This is a genomic window from Streptomyces sp. NPDC059355, from assembly GCF_042752335.1.
In the GTDB taxonomy this organism is placed as follows: domain Bacteria; phylum Actinomycetota; class Actinomycetes; order Streptomycetales; family Streptomycetaceae; genus Streptomyces.
The window spans coordinates 130,763-154,370 of sequence record NZ_JBHYXN010000010.1 but is presented as its reverse complement, the minus strand read 5'-3'; the positions used below and the strand labels follow the sequence as shown (position 1 = coordinate 154,370).

At 72.9% G+C, this 23,608-nt stretch carries 20 protein-coding genes; 11 read left to right on the top strand and 9 right to left on the bottom strand.

Annotated elements, in window-relative coordinates:
* Window positions 1–18: 18 nt before the first annotated feature.
* The 6 genes from ACFXGI_RS12800 (at window position 19) to ACFXGI_RS12775 (ending at window position 7,196) form a co-directional block, all read left to right on the top strand.
* Window positions 19–2,322, top strand: a complete 2,304-nt coding sequence (locus ACFXGI_RS12800; RefSeq protein ID WP_384705426.1) for an FAD-dependent monooxygenase — start codon at window positions 19–21, stop codon at window positions 2,320–2,322.
* An 11-nt stretch (window positions 2,323–2,333) separates the two neighbouring features.
* Complete coding sequence (locus tag ACFXGI_RS12795) at window positions 2,334–3,404, top strand: carbon-nitrogen hydrolase family protein (protein WP_384705425.1); 1,071 nt, start codon at window positions 2,334–2,336, stop codon at window positions 3,402–3,404.
* Complete coding sequence (locus tag ACFXGI_RS12790; RefSeq protein WP_384705424.1) at window positions 3,401–4,537, top strand: cupin domain-containing protein; 1,137 nt, start codon at window positions 3,401–3,403, stop codon at window positions 4,535–4,537. The genes ACFXGI_RS12795 and ACFXGI_RS12790 overlap by 4 nt, the downstream gene beginning before the upstream one ends.
* A gap of 20 nt (window positions 4,538–4,557) precedes the next feature.
* Entirely contained in the window at window positions 4,558–5,475 is a 918-nt protein-coding gene (locus ACFXGI_RS12785) for a fumarylacetoacetate hydrolase family protein (RefSeq protein ID WP_384705423.1), read from the top strand.
* Window positions 5,476–5,580: 105 nt separating this feature from the next.
* Window positions 5,581–6,306 (top strand): Asp/Glu racemase, encoded by a 726-nt coding sequence (locus ACFXGI_RS12780; protein WP_384705489.1) that lies wholly within the window; start codon window positions 5,581–5,583, stop codon window positions 6,304–6,306.
* A 62-nt stretch (window positions 6,307–6,368) separates the two neighbouring features.
* Window positions 6,369–7,196 (top strand): PaaX family transcriptional regulator C-terminal domain-containing protein, encoded by an 828-nt coding sequence (locus ACFXGI_RS12775; RefSeq protein WP_384705422.1) that lies wholly within the window; start codon window positions 6,369–6,371, stop codon window positions 7,194–7,196.
* Here ACFXGI_RS12775 and ACFXGI_RS12770 read toward each other — a convergent pair whose 3' ends face one another.
* Window positions 7,197–8,009 (bottom strand): NAD(P)H-binding protein, encoded by an 813-nt coding sequence (locus ACFXGI_RS12770; RefSeq protein WP_384705421.1) that lies wholly within the window; start codon window positions 8,007–8,009, stop codon window positions 7,197–7,199.
* Between the two features lie 85 nt (window positions 8,010–8,094).
* Here ACFXGI_RS12770 and ACFXGI_RS12765 point away from each other — a divergent pair, with 85 nt between their 5' ends.
* The gene (locus ACFXGI_RS12765; protein ID WP_384705420.1) at window positions 8,095–8,508 is read left to right on the top strand and encodes a winged helix-turn-helix transcriptional regulator; all 414 of its coding nucleotides are present in this window, start codon (window positions 8,095–8,097) and stop codon (window positions 8,506–8,508) included.
* An 11-nt stretch (window positions 8,509–8,519) separates the two neighbouring features.
* Here the strand turns inward: ACFXGI_RS12765 and ACFXGI_RS12760 are convergent, their stop codons facing one another.
* The 8 genes from ACFXGI_RS12760 to ACFXGI_RS12725 form a co-directional block, all read right to left on the bottom strand.
* Window positions 8,520–8,942, bottom strand: a complete 423-nt coding sequence (locus ACFXGI_RS12760) for a hypothetical protein (RefSeq protein ID WP_384705419.1) — start codon at window positions 8,940–8,942, stop codon at window positions 8,520–8,522.
* A 47-nt stretch (window positions 8,943–8,989) separates the two neighbouring features.
* On the bottom strand, window positions 8,990–10,042 hold the full coding sequence (locus tag ACFXGI_RS12755) for a zinc-dependent alcohol dehydrogenase family protein (protein WP_384705418.1): 1,053 nt from the start codon (window positions 10,040–10,042) through the stop codon (window positions 8,990–8,992).
* 59 nt (window positions 10,043–10,101) lie between these two features.
* Window positions 10,102–10,956, bottom strand: a complete 855-nt coding sequence (locus ACFXGI_RS12750) for a DMT family transporter (protein ID WP_384705417.1) — start codon at window positions 10,954–10,956, stop codon at window positions 10,102–10,104.
* A gap of 91 nt (window positions 10,957–11,047) precedes the next feature.
* Window positions 11,048–11,851 carry a RimK family alpha-L-glutamate ligase gene (locus ACFXGI_RS12745; RefSeq protein WP_384705416.1) on the bottom strand — a complete coding sequence of 268 codons (804 nt, stop codon included), beginning with the start codon at window positions 11,849–11,851 and terminating at the stop codon, window positions 11,048–11,050.
* Entirely contained in the window at window positions 11,848–12,801 is a 954-nt protein-coding gene (locus ACFXGI_RS12740) for a RimK family alpha-L-glutamate ligase (RefSeq protein WP_384705415.1), read from the bottom strand. The genes ACFXGI_RS12745 and ACFXGI_RS12740 overlap by 4 nt, the downstream gene beginning before the upstream one ends.
* Before the next feature lie 264 nt (window positions 12,802–13,065).
* The gene (locus ACFXGI_RS12735) at window positions 13,066–13,797 is read right to left on the bottom strand and encodes an anti-sigma factor (RefSeq protein ID WP_384705414.1); all 732 of its coding nucleotides are present in this window, start codon (window positions 13,795–13,797) and stop codon (window positions 13,066–13,068) included.
* Complete coding sequence (locus tag ACFXGI_RS12730; RefSeq protein WP_384705413.1) at window positions 13,794–14,399, bottom strand: sigma-70 family RNA polymerase sigma factor; 606 nt, start codon at window positions 14,397–14,399, stop codon at window positions 13,794–13,796. Before ACFXGI_RS12730 ends, ACFXGI_RS12735 begins: the two co-directional genes overlap by 4 nt.
* A gap of 99 nt (window positions 14,400–14,498) precedes the next feature.
* Window positions 14,499–15,494, bottom strand: coding sequence for a DUF1996 domain-containing protein (locus tag ACFXGI_RS12725; protein WP_384705412.1), 996 nt, complete (start codon window positions 15,492–15,494; stop codon window positions 14,499–14,501).
* 124 nt (window positions 15,495–15,618) lie between these two features.
* On the opposite strand from ACFXGI_RS12725, the gene ACFXGI_RS12720 reads away from it, so the two are divergent.
* The 4 genes from ACFXGI_RS12720 to ACFXGI_RS12705 all read left to right on the top strand — a co-directional run bounded on the left by ACFXGI_RS12720 (window position 15,619) and on the right by ACFXGI_RS12705 (window position 23,506).
* A complete protein-coding gene (locus ACFXGI_RS12720) occupies window positions 15,619–16,362 on the top strand; it encodes a DUF1838 family protein (RefSeq protein WP_384705411.1) in 744 nt (247 codons plus the stop codon).
* A gap of 274 nt (window positions 16,363–16,636) precedes the next feature.
* On the top strand, window positions 16,637–16,984 hold the full coding sequence (locus tag ACFXGI_RS12715; RefSeq protein WP_053694095.1) for a CU044_2847 family protein: 348 nt from the start codon (window positions 16,637–16,639) through the stop codon (window positions 16,982–16,984).
* A 62-nt stretch (window positions 16,985–17,046) separates the two neighbouring features.
* A complete protein-coding gene (locus tag ACFXGI_RS12710; RefSeq protein ID WP_384705410.1) occupies window positions 17,047–21,144 on the top strand; it encodes a trypsin-like peptidase domain-containing protein in 4,098 nt (1,365 codons plus the stop codon).
* 580 nt (window positions 21,145–21,724) lie between these two features.
* Entirely contained in the window at window positions 21,725–23,506 is a 1,782-nt protein-coding gene (locus ACFXGI_RS12705) for a S8 family serine peptidase (RefSeq protein WP_384705488.1), read from the top strand.
* Window positions 23,507–23,608 lie beyond the last annotated feature (102 nt).

Genomic DNA, 23,608 nt, shown 5'->3' with positions numbered 1-23,608 from the left:
ACCACTAGGAGGTACGCCGTGCGCGTAGCAGTCATCGGAGGAGGGCCCGGCGGGCTGTACTTCGCAGCCCTGGCCAAGCAGCTCTCCCCCCACTGGGACGTCACCGTCTGGGAGCGCAACGCCCCCGACGACACGTTCGGCTTCGGGGTCGTCTTCTCCGACGAGACCCTCGACGGCATCGCGCAGGCCGATCCCGAGATCTACGCGGCCATGTCGGCGGAGTTCGCCCGCTGGAGCGACATCGACGTCACCCACCGGAGCCGGACCCTCACCTCCGGCGGCCACGGCTTCGCCGCCCTCGGCCGCCGGCAGCTGTTGCGGATCCTCCAGGAGCGCTGCGCCGCCCTCGCCGTGGACGTCCGCTACCGCACGCAGTCCCCGCCCGCTTCCGAGCTGGCGGCCTCGTACGACCTGGTCGTCGCATGCGACGGCGTAAGGTCCGCCACCCGCGCCGCCTACGCGGACACCTTCGGGCCCGACCTGGACGAACGGTCCGGCCGCTACATGTGGCTCGGCACCGACAAGGTCTTCGAAGCCTTCACCTTCCTCGTCGAGGAGCGGGACTTCGGCACCCTCCAGGTGCACGCCTACCCCTACGACTCCACCCGCTCCACCTTCATCGTGGAGATGGACGAGGCCGCGTGGCGGCGGGCGGGCTTCGCGGAGTTCGCGGACCGCGACCACCCGCCCGGCACCAGCGACCTCGACAGCATCGGCCGCTGCGAGGAGCTGCTCGCCGCACACCTGGACGGGCACCGGCTCCTCCCCAACAACTCCAAGTGGCTGCGCTTCACCACCGTGCGCAACCGCACCTGGCGGCACGAGAACGTGGTCCTGCTCGGGGACGCCGCGCACACGGCCCACTTCTCGATCGGCTCCGGCACCAAGCTGGCCATGGAGGACGCCCTGGCCCTGGCGGCCTGTCTGCACGAGCACCCGGACGTGCCGGGCGCGCTCGCCGCGTACGAGGGCGAGCGCCGCCCGGTGGTGGAATCCACCCAGCGCGCCGCCCAGGCCAGCCTCGAATGGTTCGAGAACATCGGCCGCTACACGGCCCAGGAGCCGCCGCAGTTCGCCTTCAACCTGCTGACCCGCAGTCGCCGCGTCACCTACGACAACCTGCGGGTGCGCGACGAGGAGTTCACCACCGCCGTCAACTCCTCCGCTCCCGTGCCGCCGATGTTCCGTCCCTTCCCCCTCGGCGGACTGCTGCTGCGCAACCGGGTCGTGGTGCCGCCCACCGCCCTCGGCACGGCGCGCGACGGCGTCCCCGGGGACTTCGACCTCGTCCACCTCAGCACCCAGGCCCTCGGCGGTTCCGGCCTCGTCCTCGCCGGGATGACCGCCGTCAGCGCCGGGGCCCGGGCCACCCCCGGCTGCCCCGGCCTGTACACCGACGAGCAGGAGGCCGCCTGGCGGCGGATCACCGACTTCGTCCACGGCCAGTCCGACACCTGCCTCGGGGTCCAGCTCACCCACGCCGGCCGCCGGGCCGCCGCCGGGGACGGCCCGCCGATCGCCGCCTCCGCCGTGGCCTGGGACGAGCGGAGCCCGATCCCCCGCGAAGCCACCGGGGCCGACATGGACCTCGTCGTACGGGACTTCGTACGCGCGGCCCAGCGCGCCGACCGGGCCGGCTTCGACGTACTGGAACTCCAGTACGGGCACGGACAGCTGCTCTCCGGGTTCCTCTCGCCGCTGACCAACCTGCGCACCGACCGGTACGGCGGCGACCTCGCCGGACGGCTGCGCTTCCCGCTCGAAGTGCTGCACGCGGTACGGGAGGTGTGGCCCGCCGGCAAGGCGCTGCTCGTCCGGATGTCCGCCGCCGACTGGGCCGAGGGAGGCCTCGGCGAGGCCGACGCCGTGGCGATCGCCCGGGCCCTCGCCGACGCGGGCGCCGACGGGATCGACGTCTCCACCGGCGAGGTCGTCTCCCACGAGCGGCCCCGCTACGGCCGCAGCTACCAGACCCCGTACGCCGACCTGATCCGCAACGCCACCGGGGTGCCCACCATCGCCGTCGGCGCGATCTCCACGTACGACGACGTGAACTCGATCATCCTGGCCGGCCGAGCCGACCTCTGCGGGGTGGGCCGGGCCCAGCTCCACGACCCGCTGTGGACCCTGCACGCGGCGGCCGCGCAGGGCTACCGCGGGCCCGCCGCGCCCTGGGCGCCCGGCTGGCAGGCGGGCAGCGGCAGACCGCCCGCAGCCCGCACCGACCGGGTCCCGCCGCGCCTGGAGCTGCTGCGCCGGCCCGCCGCGCCGGTGCACCAGCGCTGGCTGCCGCGCCTCGCCGCCACCGCGCCGGCCAACTGAGGAGACCCCCGATGGAAACCCCGCCCCCGAACGGCACGCACCCGAAGGCCCCGGCCCCGGGCCGCCCGCCCCTGCCCCTGAGCCACCTGCCCCGCTTCACGGCGGCGGCCGTCCAGGCCTCGCCCGTCTACCTCGACCCCGCCGCCACCGTCGACAAGGCCATCGCGCTGATCGCCGAGGCAGCCGGGAACGGCGCCGAACTCGTCGTCTTCCCCGAGGTGTTCGTCCCCGGCTACCCGTACTGGAACTGGACGATGAACCCCGTCCAGGGCTCGCCCTGGTTCGAGCGCCTCCAGCGGGCCTCGGTCGACGTCCCCGGCCCGTACGTGGACGCCCTGCGCGCGGCGGCCCGCCAGTACGGGGTCGTCCTCGTCATCGGCGTCAACGAGCGAGCCGCGCACAGCCTGGGAGTCCTCTACAACACCCTGCTCACCATCGGATCCGACGGCCGGCTCCTCGGCGTGCACCGCAAACTGGTGCCCACCTGGGCCGAGAAGCTCACGTGGACCGGCGGCGACGGCAGCTCCCTGCGCGTGCACCCCACCTCCGTCGGCCCGGTCGGCGCCCTCGCCTGCGGCGAGAACACCAACACGCTGGCCCGGTTCGCCCTCCTCGCGCAGGGTGAACTCGTCCACGCCTCCTGTTACATCGCCCTGCCCGTGGCCCCGGCCGACTACGACATGGCCGACGCCATCGCCGTCCGTACCGCCGCCCACAGCTTCGAGGGCAAGGTCTTCTCCGTCGTCGCCTGCTCCACCGTCTCCCCGGAGATCGTGGACCTGCTCGCCGGGGACGACGAGGAGCTGCGCGCCCTGTTCCGGCGGCCCCGCAGCGCCCTGTCCGGGATCTTCGGCCCCGACGGCCGCCCCGTCACCGAACCGCTCGTCGACGACGAGGGCATCGTCTACGGCGAGATCGACCTCGGCCGGTGCATCCAGCCCAAGCAGATGCACGACATCACCGGCCACTACAACCGCTTCGACATCTTCCGCCTCGAAGTCGACAACCGCCCCCGCCTGCCGGTGACGTTCACCGCGCCGCCCGCCGGCCCCCGGATCACCACGCCTGAGGAGGACGTATGACCATCGAGCAGGACGACACCATGCTCGGCCGCGCCCGGGTCTCCGACACCCCCGAGCTCACCGCGTACTACGGCGAGCTCGAAGCCCTGGACGCCGGCGCCCTGTGGACCGTCGCCAACGACATCGAGCCCTGGTACCCGCAGCCCAAGTCCGTTCCCGTGCTGTGGCGTTACGAGGAGCTGCGGCCCCTCGTCCACAAGGCCCTCGGCATGGTCAAGGCCGACGACGCGGGCCGCCGCGTCGTGATGCTCGTGAACCCCGGCCGCAAGGACGTCAGCGCCGCGGCCGGCCTCCTCTACACCGGGCTCCAGATCATGGGCCCCGGCGAGGCCATGACCGCCCACCGCCACCAGGCCGCCGCCCTGCGCTTCGTCCACGAAGGCACCGGCGCCTGGACCATCGTCGACGGCCAGAAGCTGCGGGTCGGCCCGCGCGACTTCGCCATCACCCCCAACGGCACCTGGCACGAGCACGGCAACGACGGCGAGGACGGGCCCGTCATCTGGCAGGACGGCCTCGACATCCCGCTCGTCAACGCCCTGGACGCCGGGTTCTACGAGGTCCACCCCGAGCTCCACCAGACGCCCGGCAAGGTGGTCAACTCCTCCGTGCTCGAGTACGCCGCGAACCTGCTCCCGTACGGCTCGGAGCGCTGGAGCCGGCCCTACTCGCCGCTGCTCGCCTACCCCTGGGAGCCCACGTACGAGGCCCTGCTCGGCCTCGCCAAGGCGAGCGAGGGTTCCCCGTACGACGGGATCATCGCCGAGTACACCAACCCGGTCACGGGCGGCTCCGTGATGCCCACGATGGGCGCCCACATGCAGCTGCTGCGCCCCGGTCAGGCCACCCGCGCCCACCGGCACACCGGCTCGGTGATCTACACGGCCGCCAAGGGGCACGGGGTCTCGGTCATCGCCGGGCAGCGCTTCGAATGGCGCCAGGGCGACATCTTCTGCGTCCCCTCCTGGGCCTGGCACGAGCACCACAACCTCGACCGGTCCGAGGACGCCTGCCTGTTCTCCTTCAACGACTTCCCGGTCATGCGCTCGCTCGGCTTCCACCGAGAAGAGGCGTACCCGGACAACGGCGGCCACCAGCCGATGCCGCCCGCCTCCCCGACCGCCACCGCCTGACCACCCAGAGGAGCCCCACCATGCGTCTGCTGACCTTCACCACCACCACCGCCGCCGGCGACTCCGCGCCCCGCCTCGGCGCCGACGTCGACGGCCTCGTCCTCGACCTCGGAGTCCTGGCCGACCACGCCGGCGTCGACCTCCCGCGCGATCTGCTGGCCTTCGTCCAGGCGGGCCCCGCCGCCCAGGAGACCGCCCGGCGCCTCGTCGACGCCGACCCCGCCGCCCGCCCGGCCGGGGCCGTCCACCGGCTCGCGGACGTCACCCCGGCCGCCCCGCTGCGCCCCGGGAAGATCATCGGCGTCGGCCTCAATTACGTCGAACACGTCGAGGAGTCCAGCCGCAGCCTGGACACCGACAAGGAACTCCCGCCCCGCCCCGTCCTGTTCAGCAAGCCCGCCACCGCCGTCACCGGCCCCGGCGCGCCGATCCTGCACAACGGCGACCTCACCCGGCAGCTGGACTGGGAGTGCGAACTGGCCGTCGTCATCGGCCGGACCGCGTTCCGGGTGAGCGAGGAGGACGCGTACGGGCACATCTTCGGCTACAGCATCGTCAACGACATCAGCGCCCGCGACCAGCGCCGCTCCGGCCAGTGGTTCTTCTCCAAGGGGCAGGACTCGTACGCGCCCTTCGGCCCGGTGGTGGTCACGGCGGACGAGATCCCCGACCCGATGGACCTCGACCTCTCGCTGCGCGTCAACGGCGTCACCAAGCAGAAGTCGAACACGCGGCACATGCTCTTCCCCGTAGCCCGCCTCATCGCCGACATCAGCTCCGGCGTGACCCTGGAGCCCGGCGACGTCATCGCGACGGGATCGCCGTCCGGGGTCGGCGCCGGCATGGTGCCGCCGGAGTTCCTGGTTCCGGGCGACACGGTCGAGGCGACCGTCGAGCGGATCGGCACGCTGGCCAACCCGGTCGTCGACGCCCGCTGATCCCCGTCGACCGCTGATCCCCGTACGCCGAGCAAGCACCGAGGAGTACCCGTGCCGCCCCGCACCTACCGCATCGGCCAGATCGTGCCGAGCTCGAACGTGACCATGGAGACCGAGGTCCCCGCCATCCTGCGGGCCCGCCAGGCGGTCCTGCCCGACGAGAGGTTCACCTTCCACTCCAGCCGGATGCGCATGACCCATGTGACACCGGAACAGCTCAAGGCCATGGACGCCGACTCCGACCGCTGCGCGGTGGAGCTGTCCGACGCCCGCGTCGACGTGCTCGGGTACGCCTGCCTGGTCGCGATCATGAGCATGGGCCTCGGCTACCACCGCACCTCGGAGCGGCGCCTGCACACCCGTACGGTGGAGAACGGCGCCCCCGCACCCGTCGTCACCAGCGCGGGCGCCCTCGTCCACGGACTGCACACCATGGGCGCGCGCAAGATCGCCCTGCTCGCCCCGTACATGCGCCCGCTCACGCGGACCGTCGTGGAATACCTCACCCACGAGGGCATCGAGGTCCTCGACTACGAGGCCCTCGAGATCCCGGACAATCTCGACGTGGCCGCCCACGACCCGGCGAAGCTGCCCGGGCTCGCCCGCGCGCTGGAGTACGCGGACGCCGACGCGGTGGTGCTCTCCGCATGCGTGCAGATGCCCTCCCTGGGGGCCATCGAGGAGGCCGAACAGCTGCTGGGCAAGCCGGTGGTGTCGGCGGCGGTCTGCACCGCCCACCAGATGCTGCGCGCCCTGGACCTGCCGGCGGTGGCCCCGGGCGCGGGCCATCTGCTCTCCGGCGCGTACGCACGGACGCCGCTTCCGCAGTAGGGGCCGGGGCCCTGGGGGGAGGCGCTCGATATGATCGCGACCGCGCACTACGGAAGGCGATCATGTCGGACAGCCCCCTCAGGCCCAGCTCGTTGATCAACACGGTCTACGGAGCGTTCCTGCGCCCCCTCGGCGGCTGGATCTCCATCGCGGACCTGATCACGCTGATGGGCGAGCTGGACGTCGACGGCCCGGCGGTGCGGTCGGCGATCTCGCGGCTCAAGAAGCGCGGCGTGCTGGAACCGGAGCGCCGGGGCGCCACCGGGTACCGGCTCAGCCCGGCCGTGCACCCCGTCTTCGACGAGGGCGACCGCCGCATCTTCGCCAGCCTCGAACCCGCCGACCTGGCCGACGGCTGGGCCATGGCGGTGTTCTCCGTACCCGAGTCCGAGCGCTCCCACCGCTACCAGCTGCGCACCCGGCTGACCTGGCTCGGCTTCGGCAACATCGCGCCGGGTGTGTGGCTCGCCCCCGGGCGGCTGCTCGAAGACGCCCGAGTGATGCTCGTACGGCTGGGCCTCAGCGAGTACGTCCACCTGTTCGCCGCCGACTACGCAGCCTTCAGCGACCTGGCGCAGACGGTGAGCGACTGGTGGGACTTCCCGGCGATCCAGACCCAGTACGCGGCCTTCACCGACACGTACGCCCCCGTCGCCGCGCGCCTGGCCGCCGAGGGGGAGCCCGACCAGGCCGAGGCCTTCCGCCACTACGTGCCGCTGCTCACGCAGTGGCGCCGCCTCCCGTACCTCGACCCGGGCCTGCCGAGCGAACTCCTGCCGGCCGACTGGAACGCGGTGGCGGCCCGCCAGCTCTTCCAGCAGCTCCACGCGGTCCTCCAGACCCCCAGCCTCCACCACGTCCAGGAGATCACCGGCCTGACGGAGGGCTAGCTACCCGAGGGCCGCCGTGAGGGGGGAGCGGGGAGCGCGCCCCAGGAGCCGGCGCAGGTCACCGGCGGTGTGGGACAGGAATCCGGCGGCGATGGCGGAGCACGTGCCCACCAGCATCGGCACCTGGAAGAGTTCGGCGCCGGAAGCGGCGACGCGCGCGCGGGCCCCGGCGAGCGTCCCGGGCTCGTACGTGACGTGCGGCCCGTGAGCGCGGGCCAGATCGGCGCCGCCGACGGCCTGCTCGCCGACGAGCTCGTAGACGCGTCCCGCATGGGCGGGCGCCTCCACCGCCACACGTGCCGCGACGTCGGCCAGATCCGCGCGTGCGACGGCTGCCAGCCGGCCCTCGCCGAGCGGTGCCGTGATCCGGCCGTCCTCGGACGGCGCCGCGATCGCGGCGAGCAACTCCGCGTAGAGACCGTTGCGCAGGACCGTCCAGTGCATGGAGCTCTCCCGGAGCCGGCGCTCGGTCCAGCGGTGCGGCAGGGCGAAGGGGAGGTGATCGCCGGCGCTGGTCAGGCTCGTGTAGACGACCTGCCCGACACCGGCCTTCTCGGCGGCGTCGATGGCGGCGCCGTGCCGGGCGATGACGGTGTCGTCCTCGCCGTAGCCCGCGGAGACCAGCAGCAGCACGTCCACGCCCGCGAAGCCCTCGACGAGGGTGCCGGGGTCGTCGAAGTCGATGCGGCGGACCGGCAGCGAAGCCGGGAGACGCCGGGGATCGCGCGTTCCGAGGACGGTGTCGCCGCGGCCGGACAGCCGTTCGGCGATCAGCGAGCCCAGGGCGCCGGTGGCGCCGGTAACCAAGATCATCAGGGTCTTCCCGTTCCGGTAGGTTCTCTTCGGTAACCGGGTTCATCCTGCGGGTTCGCCCCGGAGGGCGTAAGGAGGCACTTGCATGTCAGCAGGGCACACGGCGGTAACCACCCCACCCGTCGTCAGCTGCGGCGACGAGCACGAGGACTGCGGGATCCGTGACGTGCTCGACCGGATCGGCGACAAGTGGTCGGTCCTGGTCGTCGTCGAACTGGCCCAGGGCATGCGCCGGTTCCGGCAGCTGCAGCGCGCCGTGCCCGGCATCTCGCAGCGGATGCTCACCCTCACCGTACGGCGGCTGGAACGCGACGGCCTGATCACCAGGACCGTGCACCCGACGGTGCCGCCGCAGGTCGAGTACGAACTCACCCCGACGGGCCACAGCCTCACGCATCTGGTGAAGGCCCTCGCCGACTGGTCGGCCGAACACCGCGATGCCATCGCGCGAGCCCGCCGGGACTGGGACGCCGCGCACCCCGACGCCGGAATCCGCTGACCCGGCGGCTCCTAGGGCAGCGGTGCGATGGTGTAGGTCGGGATCGAGGGGTCCTTGAGATCGGGCTTCCACGGCGTCCAGTTCGGCGTCGGGACGTGCGTCGGCGCCGGCGGGGGGTTGGGGCCGCGGTTCGGGTTCTGCGGGATCTGCGAGGCGCGCGACGGGGGCGGGGACTTCGGGCGGGCGCCGGGGGTGGCCGTCGGGTCCGGGGTCTCGGCCGGCTCCGCGGAAGCGGGGGCGGCGGCGGGCGTGGCCGTGGGCGACGCCGCGGTCGGCGAGGCCGTCGCCGTCGGGGCGGCGCTCGTACCCGGCGTCGGTGAACCGGACTGCTCCGGTGCCGGGGACGTGCCGCCGGAGCAGCCGCCGAGCAGCAGGCCGCCCGCCAGCAGCGCGGTCACGGACATCGGCACTCTGCCGTAAGGGCTGACGCCCACCGGCCACCTCCTGGAACACGATCCGGTCAATGCGCGCAGAGCGTAGCTCAGCCCTGCGCGGACGCTCCCGGCAGGATGACGGTGACCCCGCGCCCGGGCGCCGTGCCCATCGCGGCCAAGGCGGCGGGGGCCGCGTCCAGGGCGATCGTCGCGGTGACCAGCCGGTCGGGACGCAGGGCGCCGGACCGTACCAGCTCCATCATCGGCGGGTACGCGTGCGCGGCCATCCCGTGGCTGCCGAGGACCTCCAACTCCCAGCCGATCACCCGCTCCATCGGCAGTACCGTTTCCCCCGCCGCTGCCGGCAGCAGCCCCACCTGTACGTGCCGCCCGCGCCGGCGCAGGCCCGCCACCGAGGCCGCCGCGGTCGCCGGCGAGCCCAGCGCGTCGAGCGAGAGGTGCGCGCCGCCGCCCGTCAGATCCCGAACGGCCTCGGCGGTACCGCCCGCCCGTGCGTCCACGCAGTGCGCCGCGCCGAGCTCCCGCGCCAGCTCCAGCGCCCCCGGCGCCGTGTCCACCGCGACCACCCGCGCCCCGGCCGCCACGGCGACCATCAAGGCCGACAGCCCCACCCCGCCGCACCCGTGCACGGCGACCCACTCGCCCGGCGCCACCCGCCCCCGTGCGACCACGGCCCGGAACGCCGTCGCGAAGCGGCAGCCCAGCCCGGCGGCCGTCGCGTACGAATGCTCCTCCGGCACGGCCACGAGATTGACATCCGCGTGCTCCAGCGCCACGTACCGCGCGAAGGACCCCCAGTGCGTGAACCCGGGCTGCGTCTGCCGCGCGCACACCTGCTGCTCCCCGGCCGCGCAGTCGGCGCAGCTCCCGCAGGCGCATACGAACGGCACGGTGACCCGGTCCCCGGCCCGCCAGCCCACCACCGCGGAGCCCACCGCCTCCACCACACCGGCGAGTTCGTGCCCGGGCACGTGCGGCAGCACGATGTCCGGATCGTGCCCCATCCACCCGTGCCAGTCGCTGCGGCACAGCCCCGTCGCCTCGACGCGCACCACCACCCCGCCCGGGGACGGGCTCGGATCGGGCACCTCGCGGACCTCGGCCGGCCGCCCGTACCGCTCGAACACCACCGCGCGCATGGGAACCGCCCTCCACTCGACTGCCCGCCCGCACGCTACCCCCGCGGGGCGGCGCCGCGTCAGGGGGCGCCCGTACCCGCCCGGGCCAGGGCGACCACGCCCACGCAGACCAGCGCCACGCCCAGCAGCTGGGGCAGCACCCACCAGCCCGTCCGCAGGTGCTCCTCGTACAGGACCACGCCCAGTGCGACGCTGACGCTCGCGTCGCCCAGCGTCAGCGCGGGCTGCGAGGCGACCAGCGGTCCGCCCTGCATGGCGTGTTCGAGCAGCAGCAGGGCGCAGATGCCGGTCGCGCCGAAGGCGTACGTCTGCCACGCGGTCAGGAACCCGACGATGCCGTGCTCGGTCAGCACGAATACGGAATGCTTCATCAGGGCGGCCGTGATCGCGTAGCAGACGGCGGTGGCCGCGCCGAGGCAGCCGGCCCGGGCGCGCCCCGGCGGGCGGCGCAGCCCGGCCACCGCCAAGGCCGCGACGACGGCCGCGCACGCCACGAGGGCCGGGATCCACCGGTCGGCCGGGACGTGCGTCCGGTTCCCGGCGGGGGAGGCCGCTGCCATGGCCACCCCGAGCCCGGCCACGACCCCCGCCACGGCCAGCCACAGGGCCCGCGGCAGCCGTTGGCGCGTCAGCAGCGAGGCGATCAGCAGCGCGAGCGGCAGCTCCAGTACGAACAGCGGCTGTACGAGGACCAGCGCGCCGGTCGCCAGCGCCGCGGCCTGCCCCACCCCGGCCGCGATCACCGCCAGGATGCCGGCGACCCACACGGGCCGCCGCAGCAGATCGAGGACCAGCCCGAAGCGGAAGCCCTTGCTCTGCGGCACGGTGAGCGCGGCCCGCCGCTGGAGCACGGTGGCCAGCGCGTTGCTGAGCGCCGCGAACAGCGCGAAGAAGACCGGCAGCACGACGCCCATCCGCCGATCCTCACGGCGCCCGCACCGGCTCCGGCCCGCCGACACGCCCCGGTGCGGCGGATTCCCCCTGTCCGGTCCTCGGACGAGGGGATCAGCGAGGAGCCGCGGCCCGGTCCAGGGCGAGGGCCGCCAGGGCTTCAGGGGCGCCGGCCTGGCCCCGGATTCCGGGGAAGGCGTTGACGTCCACGATGAGCGGAGTGCCGTCGCCGGTGTCGATGAGGTCCACTCCGTAGACGTCGAGCGAGAACACCTCGCCGGTGCGGCGGACCACGTCCGCCCAGCCGGGCGGCAGTTCGGCCGGGGCGAGCGGCCGCGTCGGACCCCGGCCCTCCGGTGCGAGTTCGGAGCGGCGCAGAGCGGCGAACACCCGGTCGCCGATGGCCCACAGCTTGTGGTCCCAGCCGCTGTTGGGCGCGAACTCCTGCACCACGACCGGCTCCTGCGGCCAGGCGTCCGCGAGCTCGCGCAGCCGGTCGCCGTCGTCGACCTGGGCGACCAGGTCGTGCCGGCGGCTGTGCCGGCTCTTGACCACCAGGGGCGAGCCGCCGAGCGCCGCGCCGGCCGCCCAGGCGGCGAGCGAGTCGTACGTACGCGTGCCCGCGAAGGGCAGACCGCCGCTCAGGGCCAGCTCCGCCATCCGCGTGCGGTCCTGGCAGAGCGCGGTCGCCGCCGCCGAGTTCACCACCGGGGCCCCGCGCCGCTCCAGCTCCCGCGCGAGGTCCAGCGCCCGCGGCGTCCGCGCCTTCAGCAGGTATGCGTCGGCCAGGTCGCCGGGGGCCGCGTCCGCAGCATCCGGATCCAGCGACTCCACCCGGTGCCCGGCCGCTTCGAGTAGCGCCGCCGCGGCGGCGAGCAGCGGATGGCCGGGCTCCGGAGTGACCAGGCAGATCCTCACAGGGCGGCCTCGCCGGCCCGCGCGGACGCCGGCGTCACCGAGGCGGGAGCCACCGAAGCCTGCGCCGCGGTCGCCTGCGCCGGGATCGCCAGGGGCAGTCCGTGAGCCGGCGGACGGCAGGCCGAAGCCGCCGCCGGGCTGCCCGCCCGGGCCAGTCCCAGCACGGCCCGTCCCACCCGGGCCGCCGCGTCCGGGACCTGGCGGAAGCTCGGGAAGTCGTTCACGTCCACCACCACCGGCCCGTCCGGACCCAGCAGCACGTCCACCCCGTACAGGTCGAGCCCGTACACGGCCCCCACCTGCGCGGCGATCGCGGCCACCTCGGCCGACAGCGGCACGCGCCGCTCCCGCACTGCGGGATCCGGGTGCAGGGGCGAGCAGCGCTCGGTGGCGAAGAGCTCCCCGCCGACCGCGTACACCTTGATGTCGGTGCCCGAATTGGCCACGTACGGCTGGGCGATGAGCATGTGCTCGCCGGCCAGCTCCGGGAGCAGTGCTTCGAGCTCCCCGGGCGCGGACACCAGGTGCACGCCCCGCCCGGAGCTGCCGTCCGCCGGCTTCACGACGAGCGGGTACTCCGCCGCCGGTATCTCCCGCAGCAGTTCCGGCCGCGCCACGGCGTACGTCGCGGGCATCGGGAGCCCCCCGGTCCGGCCGATGGCGGCGGCCAGCGCCTTGTCCCGTACGCCCCGGATCGAGCGGGCGTCGTTGACGGTGGCCATGCCGGCCGCGGCCGCGGCTTCGAGCAGGGTCAGCCCGGGCCCGCCGGACACGGTCTTGAGCACCCAGGCGTCGTGCGCGCCCGAGGCCACCACCTCGCCCATGCGCAGCAGCGAGCCGCCCGGCCGCACCACGTCCACCTGGTGTCCCCATGCGGTCAGCTGCCGGATCACCTCGTTCGGCATGCCGTCGTGGCGGTAGTGCTCCTCCACCAGGAAGCAGAGCCTCATCGACCTTCCCCATATTCCCCGGACGTCCGCCGATCCCGTCCGGCGAGTTGTGACGTCACAGGATGTCATGGAGCGCAATGTGATGATCGGTCCGGTTGGGGAAGGGTGCGCCGGGGGCGCCGGCCCGAAGACGGCGGGGAGCCCGGGCGGGCCGTTCTCACGGCCGCCCGGGCTCCGTTACGCGATGCCGGGTACGCGCGTCACCGCGGGGAAAGCCGGCGGTCACGCCGCGGGTTCCGGTGGTCGCACCGCGGGTCCTGGTGGTCACACCGGCATGGGCACCGACACGAACCGCTTGCCCGACTCGTTCTCGACCACGACCTCCTTGACGTCGGTCGGGTCCACCGCCGCCGAGCCGTCCAGCGACGCGCCCTTGCCCTCGCCGTTCTGGCTGCCGACGACCCAGCTGCCGGCGGACGTGCGCTTGCCGTCCTTGCCGACCACGATCAGCAGGCAGCGCTCGCCCGGCGGGATCCCCGCCACGGCCGCGTGCACCCGGACCCACTTGGCCGCCGGTGTCACCTGCACGGTCATGCGCGCATTCGTGCGCGCATCGGTCGCCGAGGCCACCTTCGTACCCGCCGGCGGCGGCGAAGGCTGCGCCGAGACCGACGGCGAGGGCGTCGGCGGCAGGGCCACCGGCGTGCCGTCCGCCGAGCCCATCTGCGCCCCTGCCCAGAACACGGCGGCCAGCGAGGCCGCCGCGGCCAGTCCCGCGAGGCCCCATCGGCGGCGCCGCTCGCCCGCCGCCTCGCCCCGCACCTGCCGCAGCGTGCGCTGGAGCAGCAGATCGCCGCCCTGTGGCGGTCCGTCGAGGAAGGCCTCCGAGGGCACCTCGCCCAACGCCGCTTCCATTTCGCGCAACGCGGTCACCTCCTCACGGCATTGCACGCAGCCGCTCATGTGCGCCTCGGCCCGATAGATCTCATGCGCGTCCAGGACGCCGAGAACGTACGGGCCGAGCAGCTCCTCCTCCTCGTGCCGCTGCCGGTTCATGCCACCACCTCCTGCAGTCCAGCGCCCTGCCGGGGCGGCCTGCCCATTCGATTGCCCGCTCGGCCCTCCGTGGTCCCGCCTTGGCGGAACACCTCGCGCAGTGCCTTCAGCGCGTAGTGCGCCCTTGATTTGACCGTGCCCGCCGGGATGCCGAGGCTGTCGGCCGCCTCGGCCACGCTCAGCTGGCGGTAGTACAGCTCCTTCAGCACGTCCCGGTGTTCCGGGGACAACTGGTCGAGAGCGCCCAGCACGGTCATCGTGTCCACGATGGAATCCGCGTGGTCCAGCTCCACCGGGGGAGCGGCCGCGTCCCCGGAAACCTCGGCGGGGCGTGCCGCCTTGGCCCGGTAGCGGTCGGTGATGATGTTGCGGGCCACCGTCAGCAGCCAGCCGCGCACCGAACCCTTCCCGTTGACCAGCACCTCGGAATGCCGCCAGGCGCGTATGAGCGTCTCCTGGACGACGTCCTCGGCGGTGGCCCGGTCTCCGGTCAGCCGGGTGGCGTACGCGAGCAGGGCGTGGCCATGCTCCTCGTACACCGACCTGATCAGTGCCTCATCGGTCGATCCCCGCCGTGTACGGGGCCACATTGGTCCGGCCATCTCACCCTCTCCGTCTTCCTCGCCCATCTGGTGCGGTCAGAACACGCGCCCCGCCGGGACCCGGTTCATGTGACCCCCGTCACTCGTGCGTGACGGTGCTCAGGTGCGGCAGACGCGCCCCGCGTTGAGGCAGCCGACGACGGCGGCCATCTGCGCGTCCGTCTTGGCGTCCACGAACATCGCGTGGTCCGTCTTCGGGCTGTGCCGCTGCTCGGGGAAGGAGTCGACGGCGACCGGAGCCCCCGCCGGCACGTCGTACGCGAGGGAGATGCGCAGCTGGGGCACGGCGAACGTGCCCTGCGGGCAGACCCCGTTGGCCGCGGGGAAGAGGAGGTGCGCGCGGTGCCCCGGGCTCTCGGTGTCCAGCCCGTTCCAGCAGCTGGGGAAGACGAGCGTACGGGTGAGGCGCTCGCCGGTGGGGCAGCGCGGATAGCGGGTGGTGGACCGGTCCGGGGAGCCGGAACAGCCCCAGCGGGCGCGTACGTCGGCTTCGCTCGGCGCGGTGTACGCCACCGCGTCGCCGGTCATCGCGCGCAGGAAGCGCGGCATCGGCACGACCTTGACCACCGGGTTGCCGCGGAACTCCACGGAGACGGCCGCCTCGGGCAGGATCTCGCCCGCGTTGCCGTGCCCGGCGGAGCCCTCGTGCGGGTTGCTGCCCGCCCGGTCCGTCCGGCGCAGGACCGGCCAGTAGTACGTGGAGTGGTCACCGCCGCGGCAACTGGTCGCGGCGGCCGCCAGGGAGGCGTCGGTCGACATCGCGTCCGTGGTCAGGTTCCCCACGTACGCGTGGGTGTGGTGGGCGCCGGAACGCAGCCCCGGGGACACCACGATGTTGTCCTCGTTGTAGTGGCGTTCCTCGTTGCGCCCGCAGTCCACCGTCACGGTGCCCGTCGAGGCGTCGGGTCCGGTCGCCGACGGTTCGCGCGGGCCGGACGGTACGTCCCGTATGTCCACGTAGTCGCGGGAGTTCGTCCCGGAATGCGAGGTCCCGTCAGGGCCCGAGGCACGGGTGGCGCCCAGCACGGCGGCCGTCAGCCCGATGCCGAGCACCAGGCAGACGAGCAGTGTGAGCAGTTGGCGTTCGTTCCGCATGCGGGTCACGGTCGCCGCTGCGCGCCGCAGCGTCAACCTGGCATCCCGGATGCCGGGCGCAGGCCCGCCGCCGGGCGGCCCGCGACCTTGCCGAGCCGCTCTCGGACTGCGCAGAGTAACCCGCATGACACCCGCCCAGCTCCTGCACGCGTTCGCCCGCACCCGCGCCTCACTCGACGGCGGCGAGGTGACCTTCCGGTGGTCCGGGGACATCTACTCCTGGGCCCCCGACCAGCCGTACCGGCGCCTCTTCGGCTTCGAGGGGCTCAACGTCGCCCGGCTCGTCCTGGACCCGGAGACCGACGGCTTCCAACTGCTCACCCGGGAGGCCGCCTTCTTCCTGGATCCGCAGACCCGGGAGATCCTGGAGACCTGGGAGGACAAGCCGGTCGTCCACATCTGGAACGATCCGGCCAATCTGAGGCTGCGGCCCTTCCCGGTCCCGCTGACCGAGCTCGGGGACCAGGTCTGCTTCAGCCTGGAGATCCCGCTCGCCTACCCGTCGCCGCTGCCGGTCGCCGACTACCCGCTGAACTCCGCCGACGACACGTACCGGGCGCTGGAGCTCTTCCAGTTCTTCGCGCCGGCCACGGTACTGACCACCGACGAGCCGAGCGTCCCGAGCACCATGTCCTGGACGCGGATGTCCCCGTGGATGCCGTGGATGGAGCAGGGGCAGCGCCAGGGCGGCCTCACCTTCCACTGCCGCGGCCACAAGCTGGGCTCGTACGCCGAGGTGCCGGAGCGCACCCGCGCGTACATCGCGGCCCGTCACCCGGAGTACGCCCACGCCCCGGAGAAGTGGACGGAGCCCAACGAGACGAGCTGGACCTACTTCCGCACCCACCACGGCTCCCCGCCGCTGTAGCGGACCCGGGCGGCGGCCGCTCCGAAGGGCCTGTGACCTCGGACGGGTAAGCCCCGGGATGCGGCACGTGACGGATGCGCCGATGATGGTTACGACCGGTAGAGGGTCCGTACGCGAGCGTCGACCGCATGGGCGGCCAGCAGGCCATCGCCCTCCCGCTCGCTACCTGGTGCCTCCGACCCCACGGCGTGTTCCCCTCGGCTGCCGGGCGCTTTGACGCCCTTCGTCCCAAGGGGCGGCGGCCGCGGTGCGTTCGTCAGGCAGAGGAGGAGTCGTGGCACCTCTGGCGCGGATTCCATTGGACGGCGGGGGCAGTCTCCTGATCGAGGCCCCGGCCGGGCTGGAGGGGCCGGTGAAGGCCGGCCGTCTCGGCGAGGCGATCCACCAACTCCCGGAGACCCTGCAAGAGGCTCTGGTGCCGGTCACGGAGGCGGCGCGTGTCACGCTCGAACAGTTGCGCAAGGCCCGGCCCGACCAGATCGTCGTCGGGTTCGGCGTCGACCTCGCGGTCGAGGCGGGGGCCGTGATCACCAAGACCGGCGCCCAGTGCCACCTCAACGTGACCATGACGTGGACGCGGAAGGATCCCGACCCTCCGGATCCGCACGAGGGCGGGGGCTGATCCCGATGGGCACCGCAGGGCCCGGGCCGGAGCGGGACGGTAGGCCGTGGCTGCCGCCCGCCGTGGCCCAGATCCTGGGATCCGACGGACAGGTGGCCGGGGCGGGCTTCCTGGTGGCGGAGGACATCCTGGCCACCTGTGCGCACGTCGTCACCGTGGCCGGATCCGGGCCGGGCGCGAGCGTGCAGCTGGTCTTCCCGCACGCGGCCGGCGCGCCCCGGGTCGAGGGACACGTTCTGGAGGAGGCCTGGCGGCCTCCCGAGGGCGAGGACGTGGCCATCGTGCGCCTGGGCGGCGCCCCGGCGGATGTCGATGCGCTGCCGTTGGGCTCCGCGGCAGGTTGCCGGGGCCACCAGGTGCGCTCGTTCGGGTTCCCCGCCCAGGCCCCGCCGGGAGGCCACTTCGGCTTCGGAGTGGCCGGCGACCTGCTGCCGGCCATCGAGGGCGGCGGCGAACACCTCCAGTTGACCGCCGCGAACGACCTGACCACCGGATTCAGTGGCGGTCCGGTGGTCGACGAGGTGACCGGCCTGGTCATCGGCATGCTCACCGAGATCGCCGCCCCGGACGTGTACGAGCGGGGGCAGGGCATCGCCTACGTCACCCCCGTCCAGGTGCTGCGGGAGGTCTGGCCCGGCCTGGCCGAGCAGGACGTGTGCCCCTATCAGGGGCTGGAGGCGTTCACCGCGGACGAGGTCCGGTGGTTCGAGGGCCGGACGGACGCCGTGCGGCAGGTGCTGGCCAACCTGGCGCAGCAGCAGCGGCTGACCTTGCTGCTGGGGCCCTCGGGCTCGGGCAAGTCGTCCCTGGTCGAAGCCGGGGTGCTACCCGCGCTGGCAGCCGGTGAACTGCCGGGGAGCGACCGGTGGCTGCCGGTCCTCGCCCGGCCTCGGGAGGACCTCCTGGTAGAGATCGAGCGCGCCGGCCTCCCGGAGACCACCACGCTCGGCATCGCCGCGGCGGTCACCCGCAAGCTGCAGGCCGAACCCTCGTACCAGCGCGTCGTCCTGGTCATCGACCAGTTCGAGGAGCTGCTCGCCCAGTCCGCCGCCGGCCCGCAGCACGAGCGCCGGCTGGCCGCCACGAACCAGATCACCGCGGCGGTCCAGTCACAGGCCGAGCTCAGCGTCATCCTGATCATGCGCGACGACTTCTACCCCCAGCTGGCCGCGCTGGCCCGCATGCTGGAGGCGGCGATGCCGGGTCTGCTCAACGTGCCGAGCGCCCTGAGCCAGCAGGACCTGCACGACATCATCACGCTGCCCGCGCAGGACATGGGGGCCCACTTCCAGCACGGGCTGCCCGAGCAGATCATCAGCGACGTCCTGGCCATCAGCCCGGAGCAGGGCGCCGCCCGCCAGGCACCCGTCACGGTGCTGCCCCTGCTGGAGCTGACGCTCAGTCAGCTGTGGCAGCGGCGCCAGGACGGGTACCTCACCCACGACGCCTACCGGCGGATCGGCGGGGTCACCGGCAGCCTGACCACGTTCTGCGACACGGCCCTCAACCAGCTGCCCCCGGAGGACCGGCCGATCGCCCAGCGGATCCTGACCTCCCTGGTGCGGCCGGCGGACGTCGCCCACCACATCCCCGCCATCCGCGCCCAGGTCCCGCTCCACGAACTGCGCGAGCTGGCGGCAGACCCGGACGCCCCGCCCGACGGGGGTGAGTCCTTCGACCAGGTGATGGCGGCCCTCACCCATCACCGCATCATCACGACGCACACGCCCCGCACTCCCGGCCGACCCGAGGTCCCGGCCGGGCCGCCCGTCGCCGAGCTGATCCACGACGCACTCATCCAGGACTGGGGAACGCTGCGCGAGTGGGTCAGCCAGGACCACCGTTTCCGGGAGTGGTTCGAGCACACCCGTGAACGGCGCGCGCGCTGGGTGGAAGGCAGCAACCCCGGGGACCTCCTTGCGGGAACGGCACTTGCGGAAGGCCTCGAATGGTCGCACCAGCGGCACTTGCCCGGCGACGTCGCAGCCTTCCTCACCGCGAGTCAGGAGCGCCAACAGGCCGTCATCCGGCGCAGCAGACGCCTCAACATGATCCCGGCCGGGCTGCTCGCCCTCGCCCTCGTGGCCGTGGGAGGAGCCGTCTGGCAGTGGCACACGGCCGACGCCAGGGGTGACGCGGCGTCGTCACGGCAGCTCGCCACCAAGGCCGGTGCGCTGATGAGTACGAACCCCGACGTGGCCGCGTTGCTGGCCATCCAGGCATACCGCACCAGCCCGACCCCCGAGTCCGTCGAAAGCCTTCACGACGCGGCAGCCCTCCCGCTGCGGCTGCGCCTGCCGGCTCACACGGGCACGGTGTGGTCGGTGGCGTTCAGCCCTGACGGGAAGACCGTCGCCAGCGCCGGCGCCGATGGCACCGTGCTGTTGTGGGACGCGGCCGCCGGCAAGGTCCGCGACATCCTGAAGGGTCACGGTGCGGAGGTGAACTCGGTGGCGTTCAGCCCGGACGGGCGCACCCTCGCCACGGCAAGCTCCGACAAGACGGTGCGGCTGTGGGACGTGCACTCGGGCGCATGGCGCAAGACCCTGTCCGGTCACACCGAGCCGGTGGACGCCGTGGCGTTCAGCCCCGACGGGAGCAAGATCGCCACGGGGAGTTTCGACATGACGGCGCGGCTGTGGGACGTGAAGGCCGGTACGCCCCGCGCCAAGCTGACCGACCACACCGGCACGGTCCTCTCGGTGGCGTTCAGTCCTGATGGGCGCACCCTCGCCACGGGCAGCGACGACAACGCGGCGATGGTGTGGAACGTGGCCGACGGCAAGCGCCGTGCCATACTGCCCGACCACACCGACTCGGTGCAATCCGTGGCGTTCGGCCCCGACAACCGGACTCTTGCCACCGGCAGTGCCGATAACACGGTGCGCTTGTGGGACGTGCCCACGGCCACGTCCCGCGCCACTCTCACCGGGCACACCGACACGGTGCAATCCGTGGCGTTCAGCCCTGACGGACGCACCCTCGCCACCGGCAGCAAGGACACCACCCTGCGTCTCTGGGACGTGGCCACCGGGCAGAACCGCGCTCCGCTGAACGGCCACATCGAGGGGGTGGAAGCGGTGGCCTTCAGCTCCGTGAAGGGCATTCTCGCCTCTGGCAGCGATGACCACACGGTGCGCTTGTGGGATGTGGGCAAAAGCAAGGTCCTGCACGTCCTGAAGGGCCACATCGAGGGGGTGGAAGCGGTGGCCTTCAGCTCCGTGAAGGGCATTCTCGCCTCTGGCAGCGATGACCACACGGTGCGCTTGTGGGATGTGGGCAAAAGCAAGGTCCTGCACGTCCTGAAGGGCCACACCGGGGCGGTGAAAGCGGTGGCGTTCAGTCCTGACGGAAGCACTCTCGCCACCGGGAGCGACGACACCACCGTGCGTTTGTGGAATGTGGCCACAGGCGAGATGCGCCCCCCACTGAGAGGTCACGACGACGCGGTGGGCGCCGTGGCGTTCAGTCCCAACGGGCGCACCCTCGTCACCGGGGGTCGTGACGCGAAGGTGTTGCTGTGGGACGTGGACGCCCGCGAGGTCCGTGACGAATTCCGCGACACCGACGAGATGTCGGTGACGTCCATGGCCTTCAGCGCCGACGGGGACACGCTAGCCGTCGCCGGCACCGACAGCATCGTGCGGTTGTGGGACGTACACACCCACGCGATGTCCAAGCTGACTGGTCACGACGGACCGGTGTATTCAGTAGTGTTCCGGCCCAAGGGGGACATGCTTGCCACCGGGAGTGACGACAGCACCGTGCTGCTCTGGGACGTGGCGACGCGCAAGGTACGCGCCACGCTGACCGGCCACACCGACGCGGTGTACGGAGTGGCGTTCAGCCGGGACGGGCAGACGCTCGCCACCGGCAGCGCCGATACGAAGGTGCGGTTGTGGGACGTGGCCACCGGCAAGACCCTGGTCACGTATGCCAATCCTGCCGGAGAGACGGCAGCGGTGGCGTTCAGCCCCGACGGGCGGACCGTCGCCGCCGGCAGCGCCGATGACTCCGTGCGGTTGTGGAGCGCCTCGCTCCCCTCGCCCGCGTCTGCCGTCCAAGAGATCTGTCACGCCGTCGGCCGTGACCTCACCGCGAAGGAACGGGCGGCGTACCTCCAGGGCGGACCGGGAGGCCGCGTGTGCCCGTCCCGCTGATGCCGCGATGCGCATGACCTTGCACGGACGCCCTTCCGTACGGCCGCTCTCTTAACCCGGGACGGCCGTGCGGCACCGAAGCTCCCGGCTGCGGCCGGGAGCTTCCGGCTGTCCGGGTTCGAGTGGTTCGTCCTGCCTCACATGAGGCCCGTGGGATACGGGGGACCTGGGGGTCGGGGGCGTGGGGGCGGGGGGTAGGGTCCGGGGGAGGTGTAGGGGGGCGGCAGGGGTGCGGACAAGGGTTTTCCCTGTATCGGGTTCATCCCCGCGTTGCCTACTGTCTGCCCACCGGCGATCTCTCCCGCTCCGAACGGACCCCGCGCCAACCCCACATGGTGTGAAGCCGTCCGGGCGGGTGGATCGCCCGCACCGCCGTTGCCCCAGCCCCGCCGAAGCGGCCGGGACAGCGCGGCGAGCAGCGGTGGCCGGGACGGGATTGACCGACCCGTCCCCGGCCCCGTAGCCGCCGGTTCACCTCCCACACTGCTCAACCGCCCGCTCCGGCTTGCCCGGAACCGGGCCCGCGAAAGGGAAGACAGTGCACGCAACGAGACGAAGCAGGCTCATATCCGTGGTGGCGATGTCCGTCACCCTGCTCGCCGGCTCCGCCACCGCTTCCGTCGCCCTGGCCGGCTCGGAGCCCGCTCCGGCTCCGGCCGCCGCCACCCTGCCGGCCGCGGGGGCGCCGGCCGCTCCGGACGCCGCGCCGGTGCAGAACCTGATCGTCGGCTACAAGTCCTCGGCCACCGAGGCCAGCTCCAACAAGGCCGCCGCCGACGACGCGACCGCCAAGGGCAAGAAGGCCGGCAAGAAGGCGAAGTTCGACCGCCGTCTGGGCACCGGCGCCGCCCTCGTCAACCTGGGCGGCTCCGTCGCCCCGGCCGCCGCGGCCGACGTGATGGCCCAGTTCCGTGCCGACCCGGACGTCGCGTACGTCGAGGCCGACTCCCGCGCCTACGCGATGGCCACCCCGAACGACACCGAGTACGCCAAGCAGTGGGACCTCTTCGAGCCCACCGGCGGCATGAACGTTCCCGCCGCCTGGGACAAGACCACCGGCTCCGGCGTCACCGTCGCCGTGATCGACACCGGCTACGTGACCCACTCCGACGTCGCCTCGAACATCGTCGCCGGCTACGACTTCATCTCCGACGCCACCGGCGCCCGTGACGGCAACGGCCGCGACAACAACCCCGCCGACGCGGGCGACTGGAGCGCGGCCGGCGAGTGCGGCACCGGCTCCCCGGCCAGCGGTTCCTCCTGGCACGGCACCCACGTCGCGGGCACCATCGCCGCCGCCACCAACAACGCCAAGGGCGTCGCGGGCATCGCGTACAACGCGAAGATCCAGCCCGTCCGCGTGCTCGGCAAGTGCGGCGGCACCACCTCCGACATCGTCGACGCCATCACCTGGGCCTCCGGCGGCACCGTCTCGGGCGTCCCGGCGAACGCCACCCCCGCCAAGGTCATCAACATGAGCCTCGGCGGCTCCGGCGCCTGCACCGCCAGCTACCAGAACGCCATCAACGCGGCCGTCGCCCGTGGCACCACCGTCGTGGTCGCCGCCGGCAACAGCAACGCGGACGCGGCCGGCTTCTCGCCCGCCAGCTGCAACAACGTGGTCTCCGTGGCCGCCACCAACCGCACCGGTGACCGCTCGTTCTACTCGAACTTCGGCAGCCGCGTCGACGTCTCCGCCCCGGGCGGTGAGACCCGCCGCGCCACCGACACGCCCGGCACCGTCACCACCCCCGAGAACGGCATCCTCTCCACGCTGAACAACGGCGCCACCACCCCGGGCTCGGAGATCTACAAGCCCTACCAGGGCACCAGCATGGCCGCCCCGCACATCGCGGGCCTCGCCGCGCTCGTCGTCGCCGCCAAGCCCTCGCTGACCCCGGCGCAGGTCGAGTCGGCCATCAAGGCCAACGCCCGCCCGCTGCCCGGCACCTGCACCGGCGGCTGCGGCACCGGCATCGCCGACGCGGCCGCGACCATCGCCGCCGTCACCTCGACGCCCGCCCCGGGCTTCGAGAACGGTACGAACGTGAACATCCTCGACAACACGACCGTCGAGAGCCCGATCACCGTCAGCGGAGTCGCGGGCAACGCCCCGGCCGCGCTCGAGGTGAACGTGAACATCGTGCACACGTACATCGGTGACCTGAAGGTCGACCTGGTCGCCCCGGACGGCTCCGTCTACACCCTGCACAACCGCGCGGGCGGCAGCACCGCCAACATCAACCAGCAGTACTCCGTGAACGCCTCCTCGGAGGTCGCCAACGGCACCTGGAAGCTCCGCGTCAACGACAACGCGGGCGGCGACACCGGCTTCATCGACTCGTGGAGCCTCGGCTTCTGAGCACCTGAAACCCGCGCCGGTCAGCAGCACCCGGCCGGCCGCGCCAGTACGGACCGATGAGCCCGCGGACCTGCCGATACACCTCGTATCGGCAGGTCCGCA